General features: G+C 70.1%; 17 protein-coding genes and 1 tRNA gene. 7 read left to right on the top strand and 11 right to left on the bottom strand.

The annotated features are described in order from the left end of the window. Window positions 1-19: 19 nt before the first annotated feature. Genes P3F85_RS04365 through P3F85_RS04340 form a run of 6 tightly spaced genes read right to left on the bottom strand, consistent with a single transcriptional unit; the run spans window position 20 to window position 6,138 of the window. Complete coding sequence (locus P3F85_RS04365; RefSeq protein WP_374010030.1) at window positions 20-883, bottom strand: sugar phosphate isomerase/epimerase family protein; 864 nt, start codon at window positions 881-883, stop codon at window positions 20-22. Next, window positions 880-2,058 (bottom strand): Gfo/Idh/MocA family protein, encoded by a 1,179-nt coding sequence (locus P3F85_RS04360; RefSeq protein WP_374010029.1) that lies wholly within the window; start codon window positions 2,056-2,058, stop codon window positions 880-882. The genes P3F85_RS04365 and P3F85_RS04360 overlap by 4 nt, the downstream gene beginning before the upstream one ends. Beyond that, window positions 2,055-2,891 (bottom strand): sugar phosphate isomerase/epimerase family protein, encoded by an 837-nt coding sequence (locus P3F85_RS04355; protein WP_374010028.1) that lies wholly within the window; start codon window positions 2,889-2,891, stop codon window positions 2,055-2,057. Before P3F85_RS04355 ends, P3F85_RS04360 begins: the two co-directional genes overlap by 4 nt. After that, entirely contained in the window at window positions 2,888-3,778 is an 891-nt protein-coding gene (locus P3F85_RS04350; RefSeq protein ID WP_374010027.1) for a carbohydrate ABC transporter permease, read from the bottom strand. The genes P3F85_RS04355 and P3F85_RS04350 overlap by 4 nt, the downstream gene beginning before the upstream one ends. Further along, window positions 3,775-4,761, bottom strand: coding sequence for a carbohydrate ABC transporter permease (locus tag P3F85_RS04345; RefSeq protein ID WP_374010026.1), 987 nt, complete (start codon window positions 4,759-4,761; stop codon window positions 3,775-3,777). Before P3F85_RS04345 ends, P3F85_RS04350 begins: the two co-directional genes overlap by 4 nt. Before the next feature lie 12 nt (window positions 4,762-4,773). Continuing rightward, entirely contained in the window at window positions 4,774-6,138 is a 1,365-nt protein-coding gene (locus tag P3F85_RS04340; protein ID WP_374010025.1) for an ABC transporter substrate-binding protein, read from the bottom strand. 150 nt (window positions 6,139-6,288) lie between these two features. Here P3F85_RS04340 and P3F85_RS04335 point away from each other — a divergent pair, with 150 nt between their 5' ends. From P3F85_RS04335 to P3F85_RS04320, 4 genes are all read left to right on the top strand, one after another. Then, the gene (locus tag P3F85_RS04335; protein ID WP_374010024.1) at window positions 6,289-7,347 is read left to right on the top strand and encodes a LacI family DNA-binding transcriptional regulator; all 1,059 of its coding nucleotides are present in this window, start codon (window positions 6,289-6,291) and stop codon (window positions 7,345-7,347) included. Next, window positions 7,344-8,765 (top strand): glucuronate isomerase, encoded by a 1,422-nt coding sequence (uxaC, locus tag P3F85_RS04330; protein WP_374010023.1) that lies wholly within the window; start codon window positions 7,344-7,346, stop codon window positions 8,763-8,765. The genes P3F85_RS04335 and uxaC overlap by 4 nt, the downstream gene beginning before the upstream one ends. 186 nt (window positions 8,766-8,951) lie before the next feature. Then, on the top strand, window positions 8,952-10,361 hold the full coding sequence (gene gndA / locus P3F85_RS04325; protein WP_374010989.1) for an NADP-dependent phosphogluconate dehydrogenase: 1,410 nt from the start codon (window positions 8,952-8,954) through the stop codon (window positions 10,359-10,361). 101 nt (window positions 10,362-10,462) lie between these two features. Beyond that, window positions 10,463-10,813 carry a hypothetical protein gene (locus P3F85_RS04320; RefSeq protein WP_374010022.1) on the top strand — a complete coding sequence of 117 codons (351 nt, stop codon included), beginning with the start codon at window positions 10,463-10,465 and terminating at the stop codon, window positions 10,811-10,813. A 61-nt stretch (window positions 10,814-10,874) separates the two neighbouring features. Here the strand turns inward: P3F85_RS04320 and P3F85_RS04315 are convergent, their stop codons facing one another. From P3F85_RS04315 to P3F85_RS04305, 3 genes are all read right to left on the bottom strand, one after another. Continuing rightward, window positions 10,875-11,852 carry a ribose-phosphate diphosphokinase gene (locus P3F85_RS04315; protein WP_374010021.1) on the bottom strand — a complete coding sequence of 326 codons (978 nt, stop codon included), beginning with the start codon at window positions 11,850-11,852 and terminating at the stop codon, window positions 10,875-10,877. Next, window positions 11,853-13,340, bottom strand: coding sequence for a bifunctional UDP-N-acetylglucosamine diphosphorylase/glucosamine-1-phosphate N-acetyltransferase GlmU (glmU, locus tag P3F85_RS04310; protein ID WP_374010020.1), 1,488 nt, complete (start codon window positions 13,338-13,340; stop codon window positions 11,853-11,855). A 31-nt stretch (window positions 13,341-13,371) separates the two neighbouring features. Continuing rightward, a tRNA-Gln gene (locus P3F85_RS04305) sits at window positions 13,372-13,443 on the bottom strand. Window positions 13,444-13,510: 67 nt separating this feature from the next. Here P3F85_RS04305 and P3F85_RS04300 point away from each other — a divergent pair. Together P3F85_RS04300 and P3F85_RS04295 are read left to right on the top strand one after the other, a co-directional pair. Continuing rightward, the gene (locus tag P3F85_RS04300; protein WP_374010019.1) at window positions 13,511-14,014 is read left to right on the top strand and encodes a MarR family winged helix-turn-helix transcriptional regulator; all 504 of its coding nucleotides are present in this window, start codon (window positions 13,511-13,513) and stop codon (window positions 14,012-14,014) included. Between the two features lie 46 nt (window positions 14,015-14,060). Further along, window positions 14,061-16,592: a CDP-glycerol glycerophosphotransferase family protein gene (locus tag P3F85_RS04295; protein WP_374010018.1), complete on the top strand. Its 2,532-nt coding sequence runs from the start codon at window positions 14,061-14,063 to the stop codon at window positions 16,590-16,592. A gap of 107 nt (window positions 16,593-16,699) precedes the next feature. Here the strand turns inward: P3F85_RS04295 and P3F85_RS04290 are convergent, their stop codons facing one another. Together P3F85_RS04290 and P3F85_RS04285 are read right to left on the bottom strand one after the other, a co-directional pair. Continuing rightward, a complete protein-coding gene (locus P3F85_RS04290) occupies window positions 16,700-18,340 on the bottom strand; it encodes an acyl-CoA dehydrogenase family protein (protein ID WP_374010017.1) in 1,641 nt (546 codons plus the stop codon). A gap of 38 nt (window positions 18,341-18,378) precedes the next feature. Beyond that, window positions 18,379-19,239: an Abi family protein gene (locus tag P3F85_RS04285; protein WP_374010016.1), complete on the bottom strand. Its 861-nt coding sequence runs from the start codon at window positions 19,237-19,239 to the stop codon at window positions 18,379-18,381. A gap of 155 nt (window positions 19,240-19,394) precedes the next feature. On the opposite strand from P3F85_RS04285, the gene P3F85_RS04280 reads away from it, so the two are divergent. Beyond that, window positions 19,395-21,182, top strand: a complete 1,788-nt coding sequence (locus tag P3F85_RS04280) for an ABC-F family ATP-binding cassette domain-containing protein (protein WP_374010015.1) — start codon at window positions 19,395-19,397, stop codon at window positions 21,180-21,182. The last annotated feature ends 118 nt before the right edge of the window (window positions 21,183-21,300 follow it).

Here is a 21,300-nt window from a genome sequence, read left to right as displayed (position 1 = left end):
GAGGAACGGGAGGGGCCCGTCATGCGGCGGCCACCGGCCGGGTGCGCGCCTCGACGGTGCGGAGGTACGCCAGGTCGTCCCGGGTCCGCTCCTCGAGCGGGAGTTCGGTCGAGAAGTCCTCGCAGGTCACCCAGCCGTCATATCCGAAGGCGTGGAGCGCGCGGAAGTAGGCGTCGACATCGCCGGTTCCCGTGCGCAGGGGCGCCCACTCGTGGTGCCAGCGGATCGTGCCGTCCGCTTCGGGGTCACCGGGCAGCCAGGCGACGTTCTTCACGTGCACGTGCGCGAGGTACGGGCCGAGCAGCTGGAGCGACGCCAGCGTCTCCTCCCGGCCCTCGATGACCAGGTTGCCGAGGTCGTGGATGACGCCCACGTGCTCCGGGTCGAGCCCGTCCAGCAGCCGGAAGGCGGCGGAGGCGGACGGCGTGATGGTCTCGTGGTGCAGCTCGACCAGCCCCTTCACCCCGTGGTGCGCGGCGCGCCCGGCCGCCCACTCCAGGTCGCGGCGGGCTCCGTCGAACAGCTCGCGGTACTCCCCCGTGTCCGTGCGCGGCATGGTGATCCGCACCTGGCGGGCGCCGAGGCGCGCGGTGGCGGCGAGCATCCGCTCGACGCCGTCGTGGTCGTCGCAGCGTGCGTAGCCGCCGAGTCCGGAGTACTCCAGACCGCTCTCGCGGGTGATGCGCGCGAGCTCGTCGAGGGATGCTTCGAGTCCGGTGAGCGGCCAGGTCGCGCGGTTGCCCGCCCAGAAGCCGGGCACGTCGGCCGCCTCCTGGTCGGTGATCCGCCACTCGATGCCGTCCCAGCCCTGGGCCGCGACGATCCGAGCGGCCTCGGCGGGCGTCCAGTCCGGCGTCGAAGCGGTGAAGATCGAGAACCTCATGCGTGCGCTCCTGTCGTGATCGGTCCGGTGGCGACGACGACGTCGTCCAGGTCGCCCGAGAGCACCTCGTCGAAGGCCACCGGCCGGCCCAGGGTCGCGGAGAGATAGACGGCTCGCACCGCGCACAGCGAGACGAAGGCGTCCTCGACCCGCACGCCCGGGAGCCGCCCCGAATCGATGGCGTCCACGATGTCCTCGTACTGACGCAGGTGGCCGACGATGAAGGCGTCCTCGCCGCGGTCGCCGCCACGCAGCTCGCCGGCGGGGACGACGTCGGCCGCGCGATCGCGCGCGTCCCCGTCGGCCGAGAAGAACTCCAGCTGATCGTCGTGGATGACGGCCGATCCGCCATCCCCGTGCACCTGCAGCCGCACCGCCAGACCGGGGAAGGCCGCGGTCGTCGCGTGCAGCACCGCGAGCGCGCCTGACGCGAAGCGGATGGTCGCGACCGCGATGTCCTCCACCTCCACCCGCTCGTGGGCGAGCAGCGCGGTGTGCGCGGAGATCTCCGTCGGACGGCCGAGGAACCACACCAGGAGGTCGACCGTGTGGACACCCTGGTTCATGACGGCGCCTCCGCCGTCGAGGTCCCACGTCCCGCGCCACTGGCCCGAGTCGTAGTACTCCTGACTGCGCCACCAGGCGACCGATGCGAGTCCGCTGGTGAGCCGGCCGAAGCGTCCCGTGCGGGCGGCGTCGGCGACGACGAGGGAGGACGGGTCGAAGCGGTGCTGGCTGATGACCGAGACGACCAGGCCGTCCCGCTCCGCCCGCCGTGCCAGCTCCAGGATCTGGCGGGCACGACCCATGTCGGTGTCGAGCGGCTTCTCGATCACGACGTGCCGGCCGGCCTGGATCGCCTCCTCCGCCACGGCGACGTGCAACCCGCTCGGCGTGCAGATGACCACGACGTCGACGGGTGCCGCGGCGAGCGCGTCGGTCACTGTCGCGAAGACCGCGGGACGTGCCCCGGACCCCTCGGAGGCGACCCGGTCGGCGAGGAGTTCGGCCGCCTCGGGCACCGCATCCACGAGGGCCGAGATGGTCAGCCGTGGATGGCGCAGGATGGCGCGGGCGTGGTTGAGGCCGATGATGCCGCAGCCGACGATGGCGACGGTCAGCGGGCCGGCGGCGCCGGCGGCGTCGGTGCGAGCGGTGGTGGGGTGGTCCGTCATGCGAGGGTGACTCCGATCCGATCGGTCAGGGTGCGGAACGCGCGGGCCGCCCGGCCGACGGCCTCCGGGCCCGAGAACCCGCCGAGCGCGTTCACGTCGGTGAGGTGGGGTTCGAGCGAGGCGAAGCCGCTGTAGCCGTCGTCGCGCAGCGCGGTGAGGGTCTGCAGCACCTGCCCGTCGCCCTCCCCCGCGGGCACGACTTCGCCCGTGGCGGACAGCGCATCCTTCACCTGCAGGTACTCCAGGTGCGGACGCAGCGCAGCGTACCCGTCGTCGAAGGGATGCGCGACGCCCACCTGGACGAAGTTGGCGCTGTCCCAGGCGAGGCGGAGCGCGGGCGACGCGACCGACTCCACGAGGTCGAGGCAGCGCTCCGGGATGTCGCCGTAGATGTCCTTCTCGTTCTCGTGCAGCAGGACAACGTCCTCCGCCTCCGCGCGATCGGCGAGTGCGCGCATCCGGATCAGCACGTCGTCGCGGATGGACTCGACCGGGACGCCGTCCCCGCGGAAGAAGGAGAACAGCCGGATGTAGCGCGTCCCGAGCCGGTGGGCCGCGGCGATCGCGCGTCCCAGCCGCTCCACCTCGTGCTCGACGGGGAGCGACACGTCGACCTTGCCGACGGGCGATGCGATGGCGGAGACGCCCATCCCGCGCTCACCGAAGACGCCGGCCAGGCGGTCCAGCTGCTCCGCATCCAGGTCGACGATGTTGACGCCCCAGGCGCTGCGCACCTCGATGCAGCTCGCTCCGAGCGCTTGCAGTACCGCGACCTGGATGGCCGGGTCGGCGTCGATCTCGTCGCCGAACCCCGACAGGGTCCATGTTGTCATTTCACTCCTCCAGAGGTCAGGCCGCCGACGAGGTACCGCTGGAACACCAGGTACAGCACCACGACCGGGACGGCGCAGATCAGCGACGCGGCCATCATCTGCCCGTAGAGCGGCACGGCGCCGCCCTCCTGCGTCGCCCCGAACACCTGCAGGGCGACGGCGGCCGTGCGGCTCTCGGGATTGGTCAACACCGAGGCGAACAGGACGTCGTTCCAGCCGAGCAGGAACGCGAAGATCCCCGAGACGACGATCCCGGGCCAGCTGAGCGGCATCACGATCCCGGTCAGGATGCGCCACGACGACGCCCCGTCGATCCGCGCCGCTTCCTCCAGCGCCTTCGGCAGTCCCCGGAGGTAGGTCACCATCACCCAGGTCGAGAACGGGAGGGCGAAGGTGAGGTAGGTGATGAACACCGCCCAGCGCGTCCCGATGATCTGCACTCCGAGCAGCGACGCCGTCGACGAGAACAGCACGAAGACGGGAAGCAGCATCAGCGTTCCTGGGATCGACTGCAGGCCGAGGAGGCCGCGCAGGAACGAGAGCCGGCCGCGGAACTCGAAGCGCACCAGCACGTACGCCGTCGCGACCGCGAGGAACGCGCAGACGATCGCGACCGCTCCGCAGATGACGACGCTGTTGGCGAGGCCCGTCCCCAGGTCGACGGTCGTCCACACCGAGAGGTAGTTCTCCAGGTGCAGCTCGGTCGGCAGGAAGGCACCGGACGCGACCGCCACATCCGAGTTGACGGAGGCGAAGAGCATGTAGAGGACCGGCCCGAGCACGATCACCAGCAGCACCGTGACGATGACCACGATGAGCCAGCGCGGCAGCAGCCGCTGCACGTCGGCGCTCGAGACGCGGGACCGGGACAGGTCCGAGGTCGTCATCGCTGCTCCTCCTCTCCGGTGTCGAGCTTGACCGCTCTCAGGTACACGAACAGCGGGATGGCGATCAGCACGAGAGAGCAGATCGCCATCGCCGCGCTCAACCCGAAGCGGAAGCTCTGGAAGCTGGTCACGTAGGTGAGAACCGGCAGCACGTCGACGTTCTCCGGCGCCGGGACGCCGAACAGCACGAACGGCAGGGTGAACGCGTTGATGTTGTGCAGGAAGGCGATCAGCAGCGCGAGCAGGATCGGCCCGCGCAGGTACGGCAGGATGACCGACCGCAGCTTGATCCCCCAGGTCGCGCCGTCGATGGCCGCGGCTTCGTGCACCTCGTGGTCGATCGCCTGGAGACCCGCGAGCACGAGCAGGTAGAAGAACGGCCACGACGTCCAGATCTGCACCAGAATGAGCGACCAGTAGCTGAGCGGGCCGTTCAGCCAGAGACCCGGGTGGGCGCCGACCGAGCCGAGCACCGAATCCACCACGCCACCGGGCTGCAGCATCGTGCGCCACAGCGTCCCGACGACGAACGCCGGCAGCACGTACGGGATGAGGAACAGCGACCGCACCAGCGCCCGCCCGCGGAACCGGTTCTGCGTGGCGAGCGCCGCCGCGACCCCGATGGGCAGGGTCACGACGGCCGCGATCGCCGCGAACGAGACGCTGATGCCGATGGAGCGCAGCAGCGGCGACGCCGTGAGCGCCTCCACATAGTTGCCGAGGCCGATGAATGGGGCCTGCAGCCAGCTCTGCAGCGTGTACTGGTCGAGGTCGAGCGTGGACATCACCACGGCGACGATCAGCGGCACGACGATGATGACGAGCATCAGGATGCCGCCGGGCAGCAGCATCCACAGGGGCCGGCTGCGGCGTTCCAGGCCGCGGCGGCGGCCACCCGCGGGAGTCCGTCCCGCGGGTGGGCCGGGGGTGCCGGGAGCTCCGGCGGCTGCGCGCTGGGGCGCGGTCAGCGTCTGGTGGGACATCGGCGCGACCGGCTACTTGGCCTTGCTCAGCGAAGCCTGGGCCGCCGCCTGCGCGGCCTGCAGCTTCGTCTCGAGGTCGGAGGAGGACACTCCGCCGCCGGAGAGCGACGGGATGGACTGCACCACGACGTTCACGAGGGCCAGCTGGGTGTCGCCCCAGGCGCCGGAGAACGGCGTGCCGTACGCCTTCGTCCCGGCGTCGAGGATGGGACCGAGCAGGTCGTTGCCGTCCTCGATCTGCTTCGCGGCGTCGGCGTTGGTCGGCAGGTCGCCGAAGGTCTTCGTGTACTTCACCTGGTTCGCGGTGCTGGTCAGCATCTTGACGAGGGCGAAGGCGAGGTCCTGGTTCTTGGAGTACTTGGCGACGACCATGTTGTCGCCGGAGATGATGGTCGCGGCGGCCTTCCCGTCGCTCGGCAGCTTGGTCTTCCCGGGCGGGATGGTCGGCATCACGGCGTAGGCGTACTTGCCGGCCACTGGTGACGCGTCGAGGCTCACCTGCGACGAGGACGACACCATCGGAAGGAACGCGGCCTTGCCGTTGGCGAAGGCGGCGACGGCCTGCGCGTTCTTCCAGCCGATCGCTGCCGGGTCGACCACCTTGTCCTCGCTCAGCCAGCCGAAGTAGGTCTGATACGCCTTCTTGACGGCCGGGTCGTCGATCGTGGCCTTCTTGTCCTTCAGGTCGAGGATGGTGTTGCCCTGCTGCATGGACATGGCCCAGATGAACTTCCACGGGTCGAAGCTGTCGGCGTAGGCGATCGCCATCCCGTGCACGTCGCCGCTGGTGAGCTTCTTCGCCTGGTCGGCGAGTCCGTCCCAGGTGGTCGCGGGCTTGTCGATGCCGGCCGCGGCCAGGAGATCCTTGTTGTAGGCCATCACGAACGGGCGGCTGAGGAACGGGATGCCGACCTCGTCCTTCTCGGTCGGTCCGGAGATGCCGAGGGTGGCCGGGGTGAACCGGTCGCGACCGCCGATCTTCGCCCAGTCCGCATCCGTGAGCTTCACGAAGGCGCCGGTCGAGTACGCGGTCGGGGTGAAGGTCGTCCCCAGGTCGTAGATGTCCGGTCCCTGCCCGCTGAGCACAGAGGTCTGGATCTTGGTGAGCTCGTCGTTCGCCGAGGCGAACGTCTCGAACTTCACGGTCGCGCCGGTCTCCTTCTGGAACTGGGCGGAGACGTCGGAGAACCACTTCTGCTGCTGGGTCGGATAGAGGGTGTTCGCGGCGATCATGACGTCGAGGGTCTTGCCCTTGCCGTCGACGGGGCCGGATGCGGCGGTGCTGGTGCCGGTCGAGCCGGAGCCCGAGCAGCCGGTGAGGGCGAGGCCGGCGGCGGCGAGCGCCGCCACCGCGCCGAGTGCGAAGCGTGATCTCATCGTGTCTCTCCTTCGAGGCAGGAATGCGAGTCGTGATCGAGGTCCCGGGCAGACCCCGAGGCTGGGGACGACTCTAGAAGCGATGCATTTTTTGCCGCAACCGTTTGCCATTCATTGCCATGAATTGCCAAATCGTGATCAGATGGGCGCGTGGACCCCTCACCGAACGACGGCCCCGGCCGGCCGGCGACCCTCGCCGATGTGGCCGCGCTCAGCGGCGTCGCGACCTCGACCGCCTCCCGCGCGCTCTCCAATCCGGGCCGGGTCAACGCCGCGACGCGCGAGCGCATCGAACGCGCCGCCCGCGAACTGAACTACGTCCCGAACTCGCAGGCGCGAGCACTGACCAGCGGACGCACCCGGGCCATCGCCGTGCTCGTGTCCGACGTGACGAACCCGTTCTACTTCGGCATCATCCGGGGGACGCAGCACCAGCTGAAAGCGGCCGGCTACACGCAGCTGCTCATCGACACGGAGGAGTCGGACGAGCTGGAGGACGGGATGCTGCACAAGCTGCGCCGCTCCTTCGACGGCGCCATCCTCGCCGCCTCCCGGCTGACCGACCGCCGTCTTGCGACCCTGGCCTCCGAGATGCCGATCGTGGCGATCAACCGGCAGACCCGCGGGGTTCCGAGTGTGTTCATCGACACTCCCAGCGCCATCGAACAAGCGGTCGGGCACCTCGTCTCGCTGGGGCACACGCGCCTCGCCTACGTGTCCGGGCCCGAGACGTCGTGGCCGAACGCCGGACGCTGGCGGGCGATGCGGCGTGCGGGCGAACGCTACGGCGTCGAAGTTCAGCGGCTCGGTCCGTTCGCGCCGCGCCAGTACGCCGGGGCGGCCGCGGCCGACGCGATCCTCCACGCCGGTGTGACGGCCGCGGTCGCCTTCAACGATCTCCTCGCGATCGGGATGCTGGCGCGGCTCCGCGAGCGAGGCGTCGACGTGCCCGGCGATCTCAGCATCGTCGGCTGCGACGACATCTTCGGCGCAGACTTCTGCAACCCCCCGCTGACCACGCTGACCGCACCCATCGAGCAGGCCGGCCGTACCGCAGTCGCCATGCTGCTCTCGCGGCTGGATCAGGGACTCGCGCCGATCGTGCGGCAGGCGACGACGCTGCCGACGCACCTCACCGTGCGGGATTCGACAGGGCCGGCGCCGGCGTCGACGGCCCCCGCACCCACGAAGGGAACCCCCTCCGCATGACCACGCTGGCACCGCATCCCGACCGCCTGTTCCCGGCCGACCCGGGCGTTCGCGCCCTGGCGCGGCAGCTGCACGCGGAGGTGGCGGCAGCGCCCATCCTGTCGCCGCACGGCCATGTCGACGCGCGGATGCTCGCCGACGACGAGCCGTTCCCGGATCCCGCGGCGCTGCTCATCACGCCCGACCACTACGTGACCCGGATGCTGCATGCGGTCGGCGTCCCGCTCGACGAGCTGGGACTGCCGCGCGACGGCCGCCCCTCGTCGGCGAGCGCCCGCTCCATCTGGCGCCGGCTCTGCGAGCACTGGGACGCCTTCCTGGGCACCCCGGTTCGGTTCTGGTTCGAGTCGGAGTTCAGCGAGGTGTTCGGCCTGACGGAGCAGCCGTCCGCCGCTAGCGCGGACGACCTCTTCGACCAGCTGACCGAGACGCTCGCCCGGCCGGAGTTCCGCCCGCGTGCGCTCTTCGAACGGTTCCGGATCGAGGTGCTCGCGACCACCGACGACCCGGCCGACGATCTGGCGGCCCACGCCCGGCTGGCCGCCGATCCGTCCTTCTCCGGACGCGTCGTCCCGACGTTCCGCGCCGACCGGTACATGCACGCCGACGAGGACGGCTGGGCCGGTCGGCTGGCGCGCTTGGGAGCGGTCGCGGACGTCGACACCGCGACCTACGCCGGGATGCTGGAAGCGCTGCGCCGTCGTCGCCGCGCGTTCGCCGCCGCGGGAGGCACCGCGACGGACACCGGCGTGATCGACGCCGGGAGCGATCCCCTCGATCCCGCCGAGGCCGAGCGCATCCACCGGGCGGCCCTCGCCGGGACGATCACCGCGGCGGAGGCGGTCGCCTACCGCCGCAACATGCTCTACCGGCTCGCCGAGCTGTCCGCCGAGGACGGGCTCGTCATGCAGCTGCACCCGGGGGTCATCCGCAACCACCACCGACCGACCTTCGAGACCTTTGGGCCGGATACCGGACACGACCTCCCGGCGGTCGGCGCGTTCACGGTTCCGCTGACGCCCATCCTGAACAGCTTCGGCACGGACCCGACCTTCCGGCTCGTGCTGTTCACGGTCGACGAGACCACGTTCTCCCGCGAGATCGCGCCGCTCGCCGGCTTCTATCCGTCGGTGTACGCAGGCGCGCCCTGGTGGTTCATCGACACGCCGGACGCCATCCTCCGCTACCGCCGGGCCATCACGGACAGCGCGGGCTTCAGCAAGACGAGCGGATTCATCGACGACACGAGGGCGTTCTGCTCGATCCCCGCCCGCCACGACATGTCCCGCCGAGTGGATGCGTCGTTCCTGGCGAACCTGGTCGCCACCCACCAGCTGGCGGAGGAGGACGCCTTCCGGCTCGCGCACCGGCTGGTGGACGACATCCCGCGCTCGACCTTCCGGCTGGGACGACCATGACGACCCGAGGCCATCGCCCGGCCGCGCTACGCTGGAGTGCACTGCTCGATTCTTGCCACCAGCGGGAGAGCTGACCCCCGACTACATCCCGTCGTGGCGGACGGCCCTGTCCGCTGCGGCATCACGAAGGAGCACGACGTGTCACAGGAAGCAACCGCCAACATCGGAGTCGTCGGTCTGGCGGTGATGGGCTCCAACCTCGCCCGCAACCTCGCCTCCCGCGAGGGCAACACGGTCGCGGTGTTCAACCGCACCTACGCCCGCACAGAAGAGCTGGTGAAGGCGCACCCGGAGGCCGGCTTCGTGTCGGCCGAGCAGATCGACGACTTCGTCGCCTCGCTGTCGAAGCCCCGCACCGCCATCGTCATGGTGCAGGCCGGCCGCGGGACGGATGCGGTCATCGACCAGCTCGTCGAGCGCTTCGAGCCGGGCGACATCATCGTCGACGGCGGCAACGCGAACTTCCACGACACCATCGACCGCGAGAAGCGCATCGCGCCCACGGGCATCCACTTCGTCGGCGCGGGCATCTCCGGCGGCGAGGAGGGCGCGCTCAACGGCCCGTCGATCATGCCGGGTGGATCGGTCGAGTCGTACGAGACGCTGGGCCCGATCCTGGAGTCCATCGCCGCGGTCGCGGAGGGCGAGCCGTGCGTCACCCACGTCGGCACCGACGGCGCTGGCCACTTCGTCAAGATGATCCACAACGGCATCGAGTACGCCGACATGCAGCTCATCGCCGAGGCCTACGACCTCCTGCGCACCGTCGGCGGGCTCTCGCCGGCCGAGATCGCCGACGTGTTCGCGGAGTGGAACAACGGCTACCTCGAGTCCTACCTGATCGAGATCACCGCCGAGGTGCTGCGCCAGGTGGATGCGGAGACCGGCAAGCCGTTCATCGACATCGTCCTCGACCAGGCGGGTTCGAAGGGCACCGGCGTCTGGACGGTGCAGAATGCACTCGACCTGGGCGTGCCGGTCGGTGGCATCGCGGAGGCCGTGTTCGCCCGCGCGGTGTCGTCGAAGCCGGACCAGCGTGCGGCGGTGCAGGCGACCATCCAGTCGCGTCCCGACGTGCAGAAGGCGTCGGATGTCGCCGCGTTCGCCGACGACGTGTCGAAGGCGCTGTACGCCTCGAAGGTCGTCGCGTACGCGCAGGGTTTCGACGCGATCATCGCGGGCGCCGAGAAGTACGGGTGGGACATCCACAAAGACCGCATCGCCAAGATCTGGCGCGGGGGCTGCATCATCCGGGCCCAGTTCCTGAACCGCATCGCCGACGCGTACGACGAGAACCCGGACATCGCGACGCTGCTCGAGGCGCCGTACTTCGCCGACGCCGTGCGCGAGGGCGAGGCCGCCTGGCGCCGGATCGTCTCGACCGCCGCGCTCTCCGGTGTCCCGGTGCCCGGTTTCGGCTCGGCGCTGTCGTACTACGACTCGCTCGCCTCGAAGCGCCTCCCCGCCGCTCTCGTCCAGGGCCAGCGCGACTTCTTCGGAGCCCACACGTACAAGCGCGTCGACAAGCCGGGCACCTTCCACACCCTCTGGTCCGGCGACCGCACCGAGATCACCACCGAGTCCTCCTCCCACTAACCCCCTCCGCTAGCCGCCGAGCACAGGGAAAGTGCGGCGAATCAGCTGGATTCGCCGCACTTTTCCTGTACTCGCGGGCTGCGGAGCGGCAGACTCGAAGCGTGACGTACGAGGACCATCCGGAGCTCGCGGGGTACGAGCCGCGCGACGAACGGCCGCTCCGCGGGCGCGGGATGACCGTCGCGAGCCGGGTCTTCGTCGTGGTTGCGCTGGGTGCGCTGCTGCTCCCGGGCATCCTGCTGACGATCAGCATCCAGACCCAGACCGCCGGCTACACGTGCGCGGTGTACGCGCGGCAGTACCAGCCCGAGTCGGTCGACTCGTCGGCTCGCTTCGAGCTGTTCGGGCCGGTCGGCCCCGGGTGGCAGTGCTACGCGCTCAATACGGAGGGCGACGCGGCCTGGGTCGCGCCGCTCGGCCTCATCCCCTCGGCTCCGCACCAGCTTCCGTAGCCGTCGGTCAGGAGGCGGAAGCGAGCGACGCGCCGTCGGGACGCGAAACGCGGAGGAGCGCCTACGCGGCGCCGTCGAACATCGAGGTGACGGAACCGTCGGTGAACACCTCGCGGATCGCGCTCGCCAGCAGCGGCGCGATTGGCAGGACGGTGAGGCCCTCCCAGCGCTTGTGCTCCGGCAGCGGGAGGGTGTCCGTCACCACGACCGAGTCGATGGCGTCGCTCTGCAGCAGCTCCACGGCGGGGTCGCTGAACACGGCGTGCGTCGCCGCGACGACGACGCCCGTCGCTCCGGCCTCCTTAAGCGCCTCGGCCGCCTTGACGATCGTGCGGCCGGTGTCGATCAGGTCGTCGACGAGCAGGCACACGCGGCCGTTGACGTCGCCGACGATCTCGTGCACCGAGACCTGGTTCGGGACGAGGGGGTCACGACGCTTGTGGATGATCGCCAGCGGCGCACCGAGCTTGTCGCTCCAGATGTCGGCGACCCGGACGCGGCCCATGTCGGGCGAGACCACGGTCAGAGTGGACGGGTCGAGCTCGCGCTTCATGTGCTCCAGGAGCACCGGCATCGCGAACAGGTGGTCCACGGGGCCGTCGAAGAAGCCCTGGATCTGCGCGGCGTGCAGGTCGACCGACATGATGCGGTCGGCGCCGGCCGCCTTGAACAGGTCGGCGACGAGGCGGGCCGAGATCGGCTCGCGGCCGCGGCCCTTCTTGTCCTGACGCGCGTACGGGTAGAAGGGGGCCACGACCGTGATGCGCTTGGCGGACGCACGCTTCAGGGCATCCACCATGATGAGCTGCTCCATGAGCCACTCGTTGATCGGCGACGTGTGCGACTGGATGACGAACGCATCCGAGCCGCGCACACTCTCATCGAAGCGTGCATAGATCTCACCGTTGGCGAAGGTGCGGGCGTCGGTGGGGATGAGCTCGCTGCCGAGGCTCTCGGCGATCTCCTGAGCGAGCTGAGGATGCGCGCGACCGGAGATGAGGACGAGCCGCTTCTGGCCGGTCGTGGTGATCCCTGACACTTACTCTCCACTCTCCGGGGCTGCGCTGCCCGGGGCTGCGCTGTCTTCGGCTGCACGGACTCCGGCGGCGTCGCTCTCGCGGGCAGCCGTGTCGGCGTCTGTGCCCGGCCGCTTCTGCGCGACCCAGCCTTCGATGTTGCGTTGCGGGGCGACGGTGATCGCAAGGGCTCCGGCGGGAACGTCCTTGCGGACGACCGTGCCTGCCCCGGTGTACGCTCCGTCTCCCATCCTAACCGGCGCGACGAGCACGGTGTTCGTGCTGATCCGGACGTGCGAGCCGATGATCGTGCGGTGCTTGTTCACGCCGTCGTAGTTGGCCGTGATCACACCGGCGCCCAGGTTGCCCTTCTCCCCCACCTCGGCGTCGCCGACGTAGTTGAAGTGGGCCAGCTTGGTCCCGGCGCCGATGACCGCGTTCTTCGTCTCGGTGAAGGTGCCGATCTTGCCCTTCTCGCCCAGGACGGTGCCCGGCCGGAGGTAGGCGAAGGGACCGACGATCGCGCCGGCGCCGATGACGGCGAGCGTCGCGTCGGTGCGGGTCACGGTCGCGCCCTCCCCCACCTCGGTGTCCAGGAGGGTGGTGTCCGGTCCGATCGTCGCCCCGGTCTCGACCAGGGTCGCGCCGCGGAGCTGGGTGCCCGGGAGGATTGTGACGTCCGGAGCGAGCTTGGCCTTGACGTCGATCCACGTCGTCGCCGGGTCCTGCACCGTCACGCCGGCCAGCTGCCAGGTCCGGACGATGAGGGCGTTGAGCTTCGCCGCCGCGTCGCTGAGCTGGGCGCGATCGTTGATGCCCTCGACCAGCCAGGATTCGGCGACGGGGAGCGCATCCACGTCGAAGCCGGCATCGCGCAGCAGGCCGATCACGTCGGTGAGGTACTTCTCGCCCTGGGCGTTGTCGGTGGAGACCAGCGCCAGCTTGTCGCGCAGCGCGGCCAGCCCGAAGAGGTAGATGCCGGCGTTGATCTCGCCGATCTCGCGCTCGGCGGGGGTCGCATCCTTGTGCTCGACGATGCGGTCGAGGTGCCCCTCCGGGGTGCGCACGATGCGGCCGTAACCGGTGGCGTCCGCCGGGAAGCTGGACAGGATGGTCGCAGCCGCCTCGCCCGCCCGGTGCCTCTCGATGAGCTCGCGGAGGGTGCCCGCGTCGAGCAGCGGAACGTCGCCGTTGACCACGAGGACGTCGCCCGTGAAGTCGTCCGGGAGCGCCGCCACGGCCTGCTCGACCGCGCGCCCGGTGCCCGGCACCTCGTCCTGGTCGACGATCACGGCCTCGGGCATGTCGGCTCCGATGACCTCGGCGAGACGGTCGCGCTCGTGCCGCACGACGGCGATCACATGCGCCGCCCCCAGCTCGTGCGCGGTGGCCAGCACGTGCGAGACGATCGGGATGCCCCCGAGCGGGTGGAGCAGCTTCGGGGTGGCGGACTTCATCCGCGTGCCCTGCCCCGCCGCGAGAACGACGATGGCGAGATTCTGGTCGGTCATGTCCCTCCAGGGGCTCGGGATTACGGTGACGCTCCGCCTCCAGGACTCGAACCTGGACCTAACAGCTCCAAAGGCTGTCGTGCTGCCATTACACCAAGGCGGAACGCGCGATTCGCGCAGGTGACAGTCTGCCAGACGCGACCACTGCGAACCCCCAATAGCATGGGGGCATGGCCGACGCACGCGACGAGGTGGACCGCATCGTGGACGCCTGGCTGCGCGAGCGTCCGGACCTCGACTTCGCGCCACTCCAGGTGCTCTCGCGGGTCGACCGTCTCTCCCGCCACCTCGACCGAGCGCGTCGGGGCGCCTTCGGGCGTTCCGATCTCGACTCCTGGGAGTTCGACGTGCTGGCCGCATTGCGCCGGGCGGGCACGCCGTACCAGCTGAGCCCGAAGTCGCTGCTCCAGCAGACGCTCGTCTCCTCCGGCACCATGACGAACCGCATCGACCGGCTCGTGGCCCGTGGGCTGGTCGAGCGCCGCACCGACCCCAACGACGGCCGCGGCATCCTGGTGCAGATGACCGCACAGGGCCTCACCCGGGTGGATGCGGCCATCACGCGGCTCGTGGATGCGGAAGCCGAGCTGCTCGACGGGCTTTCGGCCGCGGACGCGGAGCGGTTGGCGGGGCTGCTGCGCAAGCTGAGCCTCGGGTTCGACGCCGAGGGGTGAGCGGCTCCCAGCAGACTGTTATGCCGCTCTCATAAAATCGGCCCCGATGAGACTCTCCCGACTGAAGCGACTCCCGTCCCGGATCAAGCGCGCCGCGCGCTTCGAGGTCCACGCGCACTGGCGGCGTCAGCCGATCGTGAAGGGGGCGGTGTTCTACGAGTCGTTCTCGGGCAACGGGATGCTCGACAACCCGGAGGCGATCTTCCGGGAGCTGCTCGCAGCGCCCGACCTCGGGCACCTCACCCACATCTGGGCGCTCTCCGACCTCGGCCTGTACCGCAACGCGGTCGAGGAGTTCGCCGGCGATCCCCGGGTGAGCTTCGTCCGGTACGGCTCGGCCGCGTACTACCGCGCTCTCGCCACCAGTCAGTACCTGGTGAACAACGCGACGTTCCCGCCGGACTTCGCCAAGCGTCCCGGCCAGGTGTACCTGAACACCTGGCACGGCACTCCGCTGAAGCGCATGGGCTACGACATCGAGGACGGCGCGCTCGCGACCGCGAACATCCTGCGCAACTTCGTGCAGGCGGACTACCTGCTGTCGGCGAACCCCTTCATGTCGGAGCAGATGTATGAGACCGGGTACAAGCTGTCCGGCGTGTACCGCGGCACGCTCGTCGAGGAGGGCTACCCGCGCATCGACCGGCAGTTCCTCGACGACCGCGGGCGCGAGACGGTGCGCCGACGGCTGATCGACGCGGACATGCCGCTCGGCGACCGCAAGGTGATCCTCTACGCGCCGACCTGGAAGGGCGAGACCTTCGGGCGGCCCGAGGACGACTTGGATGCGCTGCTCGCGCACATCGCGCAGATCGAGGAGCGCATCGACACCAGCCGCTACGCCGTGCTCCTGAAGACGCACCAGAGCGTCCACGCCATGGCGGCGCACCGGCCCGAGCTGAAGCGTCTGCTCGTGCCCAACGAGATCCCGACCAACCTGGTCCTCGGCGCGACCGACATCCTGATCTCGGACTACTCGAGCATCTTCTTCGACTTCCTGCAGACCGGGCGCCCGATCGTCTTCTTCACTCCCGACCTCGCCGACTACGCCGGGACGCGGGGGCTGTACTTCGAACCGGAGGAGTGGCCGGGCCCGGTGCTGATGTCGGCGCGCGAGGTCGGCGACGAACTGCACGCGATCGCGGAGACCGGCGACGCCCTGCCCGAGGAGTCGCGCGAGCGGTATCTGGGCATGCAGCGGCGCTTCACGCCGTACGAGGACGGCGGGGCCTCCCGGCGCATCATCGACATCGTGTTCCGGGGGGTGCGCGACGGCTACCGCCTGCGCACCGACCTGGCCGAGGACGGCCGTCAGAAGATCCTCCTGTACCTCGGCGGGATGCGGCCCAACGGCATCACGACCTCGGCGCTGAACCTGCTGAACAACATCGACCACGACCGCTACGACGTCTCGGCGTTCTTCGCCCAGAGCCGTTCGCGCGTGGTCGTCGGGAAGCAGCGGCAGATCCATCCCGACGTCCGGCAGTTCCCCCGGGTCGGCGGCATGAACGGCGCGAAGCTGCTCCACCTCGCTCGGCACCTCGAGTTCCGGCGGGGACGGATCGCCCAGCACGCCGACGTCCCCGCGCAGAACCGGCTGTGGGACGACGAGTGGTACCGCTGTTTCGGCGACAGCCGCTTCGACTACGTCATCGACTTCTCCGGCTACGGCCCGTTCTGGGCGACCCTGCTGCTCCACTCTCCCGACGCGCAGCGCGCGATCTGGCTGCACAACGACCTCGCGTCGGACGCGCACCGCCAGGTGAACGGCGAGAAGCGGATGCTGCACAGCCTCACGCAGATCTTCACCCTGTACGGGCAGTACGACCACCTCGTGTCCGTCTCCCCCACCCTCTCGGAGATCAACCGCGCGTCGCTCGCCGAGTACGCGGCCCCGGAGAAGTTCGTGTCGGCGCTCAACACGGTCGACGCCGAGCACATCCTCGAGAACGCAGCGGCCGACCTGCACGAGCTGACATTCGACGAGGAGCTCGGCACCATCCCCGACTGGGCGGAACTGCTGCTCGCCGACGACCACGTGACCACGTTCGTGAACGTCGGCCGGCTATCGCCGGAGAAGAACCAGGCCCGCCTCATCCGCGCCTTCGCCGCCGTGCACGCCGAGAACCCGCGCACGCGTCTGGTGATCGTGGGGTCGGGTCCCCTCGCCGGCGAACTGGAGGCGCTCGTCGCGGAGCTCGGAATGCAGGGCTCGGTGTTCCTCACCGGCATGCAGCGCAACCCGCACGCGATCATGGCCAAGGCGGACTGCTTCGTGCTGTCCAGCGACTACGAGGGCCAGCCGATGGTGCTCCTGGAGGCGCTGGTGCTGCAGCTGCCGATCGTCACGGTCGAGTTCGCCTCCGCCAAGAACGCTCTGCCGCCCGGAAGCGGCATGGTCGTCCCCCAGAGCGTGGACGGCGTCGCCGACGGAATGCGCGCATTCCTCCGCGGCGATGTGCCCGACAGTCACTTCGACTACGCCGCCTACAACCGCAAGGCCGTCTCCGAGTTCTACCGCGCCATCGGCGCCACCGCCTCCACCCCCACCCCCACCCCAGCCCCCGCCGACTCCTGACCCCCTCCCCCCTCCCCACCAACGCTCCCTCAGTTAATCCGCTCTTGAACGGCGTGTCGGCTGATTAAGTGAGGAAGCGTTGGTGGGGGGTGGAGGGGCGAGACGGGTTAGGCGCGGGTGAGGAGGGCGGGGAGGTCCAGGGCGGCGGGGAGTTCCCCGTAGAGGGCGCCGCGCTCGGGGCCGAGGCGCGCGGCAACGAAGGCGTCGGCGACGGGAGGCTGCGCGTCGCGGATCAGGAGCGAGGCCTGGAGGGCCGCCGCCAGCGCCGCGACCAGGGGGCGGACCGACGCTTCGGCCGCGGCGGTCTCGTCGGGGTCCGCGCCGGCGGAGGCGACGCACGACGCGATACGCGCACGCAGCCGATCGTGGTGGGAGTCGAACGTCCGGTAGATCCCCCGCGCCCCGGCCAGCTCGGCGTCGAAGGCCGCCCACGCGTCCGGCTCGCGCCGCAGCGCACGCAGCACATCCAGCGCGATGACAGTGCCCGACCCCTCCCAGATCGCCATCACCGGCTGCTCGCGATAGCGCCGGGCCAGCGGGAACGCCTCGGTGTACCCATTGCCGCCGAGGCATTCCAGCGCTTCGTACGCGTGGCCGGGTCCCCGCTTGCACACCCAGTACTTGGTGACCGCCGTGGCGAGACGACGGAACGCCACGTCCGTGTCCGGCGCATCCACGTCGTGCGCCCGCGCCAGCCGCAACGCGAGCGTGGTCGCCGCCTCCGACTCCAGTGCCAGGTCTGCCAGAACCGCGGCCATCGCCGGCTGGTCGACCAGCCGCGAGCCGAACGCCGAGCGGTGCCGCACGTGCCAGGCGGCCTCGGCCACGGCCTGCCGCATCCCCGCCGCACTCCCGTAGACGCAGTCCAGCCGGGTGCGGTTCACCATCTCCAGGATGGTCCGCACGCCCCGGCCCTCCTCCCCCAGGAGGTAGCCGACCGTGTCGTCGAATTCGACCTCGCTGGACGCGTTCGACCGGTTGCCGAGCTTGTCCTTGAGCCGTTGGATGAGGAACACGTTGCGTTCGCCGTCCTCCAGCACACGCGGCACGAGGAAGCAGGAGAGCCCGCCCGCGGTCTGCGCCAGGACGAGGAAGGCGTCCGACATCGGCGCCGAGCAGAACCACTTGTGGCCCGTGATGAGCCAGCGGCCGTCCCCGTCGGCGAGCGCGCGGGTCGTGTTGGCGCGGACATCCGAGCCGCCCTGCTTCTCGGTCATGGCCATCCCGAACAGCGCGGAGGTCTTGCCCGCGGTGAGGCGCCCGTCGTACTCCCGGCTGAGCAGGCGCGGCATCCACTCGTCGGCGAGGGATGCGGACGCGGCGAGCACAGGGACGGCGGCGTGCGTCATGGAGACCGGACAAGCGTGGCCGGGCTCCACCTGCGCGAACAGCATGAAGGCGGCGGCACGGGCGACGTTGGCGCCGGGACGCGGCTCCGCCCAGGCGGACGTGTGGGCGCCGGCGGCGACCGCGGAGGCGATGATGCGGTGGTACCCGTCGTCGTACTCGACCTCGTCGATGCGGTTCCCCCAGCGGTCGAACGCGCGCAGCTGGGGCTCGTGGACGTTGGCGAGCTCGGCATCCCGCTGGAACCCGGAGGAGCCGACGAGCCGGCCGACGTCGCCGAGCGTTGCGGACGCCCATCCTGCGTCGTACCGCTCGACGCCCTCCCGCAGCGGCGCATTCGCGGCGAACTCGTCGATGTCGACGCGGGGCGGAGGCTGGTTCACGACGGCGTGAGTGACCATGGCGGGAGTCTACTGCCGCCCGTCCCGGGGCCGACCAGTCAGCGAGGCAGCGGGTTGAGGATGCCGTCTCGGAAGTCGGCGTCCGCGTGCAGCAGTGCGTCCACTCGTCTGCCCCAGTCGGGCAGCCGATTCATCGCTGCCAAGTACCGTTTGGCAACGACGATGGCGGTGTACGTGCTTGCCGGCTCGTGTCTGGGTTCCCGCTTCTTCTCTTTGGGAAGGGTCGAGAACATCACGTCGAAGGGCCGTTGGCACAGCTGCCCGTGATGCGCGCAGACATTCCGCAGCACGGCGAAGCTGTGGATGGTCGACCCGAATCCCGTCCGCTGAACACCCAGCGCGTCGGCGGTCCGGTTGGCCGGCGCAGGTGTCGCCAGGTACCAGAGCGTTTTCGCCAAGGCGCCGAAGGTGACGACCTCGATGGCCACCCAGATCGGGACAGCGGACAAGTCCTCGCCATCTCGATAGCGGCTCACGGTTCGGAGCTTCGGTCGTGACAGCTCCCGACGGATCTTCCCGATGTGTGCCGGGAGGTCGGGCGTGATGTCGAGGTAGGACGATTCCTCGAGGTAGAAGGCGCGCGAACCAAGCTCCTTGCCTGCTTCGTACGCGAATCGGGATCGCACACCGAGTTCGATCTCCCCCAGTGCCTCGCTCAACAGCAGGCGCAATCGTTCGTCGAGTTCCACGAGCTGCAGGATGCGGTCGAGCGTGGTGCCCGGGAGGAACCGGTTGTCACCGCGGGACGGCGCGACCTGGAACTCCCGGGCATAGCCACTCACGTGGTAGTAGTTGAGGCGGTGGAGGGACGAAGCTGCCGCGGCGCGATTGCCCACGTCCAGACCGCGTGCCGCGAGGAGGGCGACCTGATCGTCGAGGCAGAGAAACGGCTTGTCCACAGCGGCATGTTATGAGAAATTGCGGACAAGAAAAGGCCCCCCGCATTTGAGGAAGCCGAAGCTCGAGCCTTGGGGGGGCGCTGATAGCGAAACACTACCAGATGGGGCTGACGCCGCGGCCGGATGCCGCCCGTCCCGGTAGGCTGGAGACCCTCATGGCTCACCTTCTCGGCGCGGAAGCGCTCCACCTGGAGTACCCGACGCGCACCGTCTTCGACTCCGTCACGCTCGGGCTCACGGAGGGCGACCGGATCGGCGTGGTCGGCCGCAACGGCGATGGGAAGTCGACCCTGCTGCAGCTCCTCGGCGGCACCCTGGAGCCGGACTCGGGCCGGGTCACGCGCCGGCGGGGCGTGACCGTCGGGATGCTCGACCAGCGCGACATCCTGCCACCCCAGCTCACCGTCGGGCACGCCATCGTGGGCGACCGCGAGGAGCACCTGTGGGCCGGCGATCCGCGCGTCCGCGACGTGCTGGCCGGGCTGGTCGCCGACATCCGCTGGGACGCGACCATCGGCGAACTGTCCGGAGGCCAGCGCCGCCGCGTCGCACTTGCGGCCCTGCTCGTGCACGACCACGACATCCTGTTCCTCGACGAGCCCACCAACCACCTCGACCTCGAGGGCGTGGCGTGGCTCGCGCAGCACCTGAAGGGCCGCTGGTCGGCGAGCTCCGGCGCCCTGGTGGTGGTGACCCACGACCGGTGGTTCCTCGACGAGGTGTCGACGGCGACGTGGGAGGTGCACGACGGCATCGTCGAGCCGTTCGAGGGCGGGTATGCCGCCTACGTGCTGCAGCGGGTGGAGCGGGACCGCATGTCCGCCGTCGCCGAGACGAAGCGGCAGAACCTCATGCGCAAGGAGCTGGCCTGGCTCCGGCGCGGCGCACCCGCGCGCACCTCGAAGCCGAAGTTCCGGATGGACGCCGCCGCCGAGCTCATCGCCGACGAGCCGCCGCTTCGCGACACGGTCGCCCTGACGAGCCTGGCGACCGCACGGCTCGGCAAGGATGTCGTCGACCTCCTCGATGTGTCCGTCTCGTACCCGCCGAAGACCGTGCTGCGCGACGTGGAGTGGCGCATCGCCCCGGGCGAGCGCACCGGCATCCTGGGCGTCAACGGCGCCGGCAAGTCGACCCTGCTCGGGCTGGTGGCGGGCACCGTCACGCCCGACTCTGGCCGCGTGAAGCGGGGCAAGACGGTCAAGATCGCCACCCTCACCCAGCAGCTCGACGAGCTCGCCGGCATCCAGAACGAGCGGGTCAGCGCCGTGGTCGCGGAGAAGCGCACGACATACCTCGCCGGCGGCAAGGAGGTCAGTCCCGGCCAGATGCTGGAGCGCCTCGGGTTCACGAACGCGCAGCTCTCCACCCCGGTCAAGGACCTCTCGGGCGGCCAGAAGCGCCGGCTGCAGCTGCTCCTCATCCTGCTCGACGAGCCGAACGTGCTCATCCTCGACGAGCCCACCAACGACCTCGACACGGACATGCTCGCCGCGATGGAGGACCTGCTCGACTCCTGGCCCGGGACGCTGCTCGTCGTGTCGCACGACCGGTACCTGCTGGAGCGGGTCACGGACCAGCAGTACGCGGTGCTGGATGGCCGGCTGCGCCACCTTCCTGGCGGCGTGGACGAGTACCTCCAGCTGCGCCGGGAGCAGAGCGCGGTTCCGGCCGCCGCCTCGACGGCTCCGGCGACCGCATCCTCCACTCCCGCCCTGTCCGGAGCCGCGCTGCGGACCGCGGAGAAGGAGCTGACTGCGCTCGACCGCCGGCTCGCCAAGGTGACCGACCAGGTCGCGGCGAAGCACGACGAGCTCGCCCGCTTCGACCAGAGCGACTACGTCGGGCTCGGCCGGCTCACGGAGGAGCTCCGGAGTCTGGAGGGCGAGATCGCCGACCTCGAGACCCGCTGGCTCGAACTCTCGGAGCAGCTCGAGGGCTGAGAGGTCCGCCGAGACCCTCCGCTAGGCCCGCACCACCGGGGCCCGCACCCCCGGACTGGGGAACGAAAGCATGCCGCCGCTGTGCGATGATCCGAGGACGGTCGTGTACCCGACCCGA

Source organism: Leifsonia sp. T36S-04, from assembly GCF_042465655.1.
Classification (GTDB): Bacteria; Actinomycetota; Actinomycetes; order Actinomycetales; family Microbacteriaceae; genus Leifsonia.
This window is presented reverse-complemented; position numbering and strand designations above follow the sequence as displayed.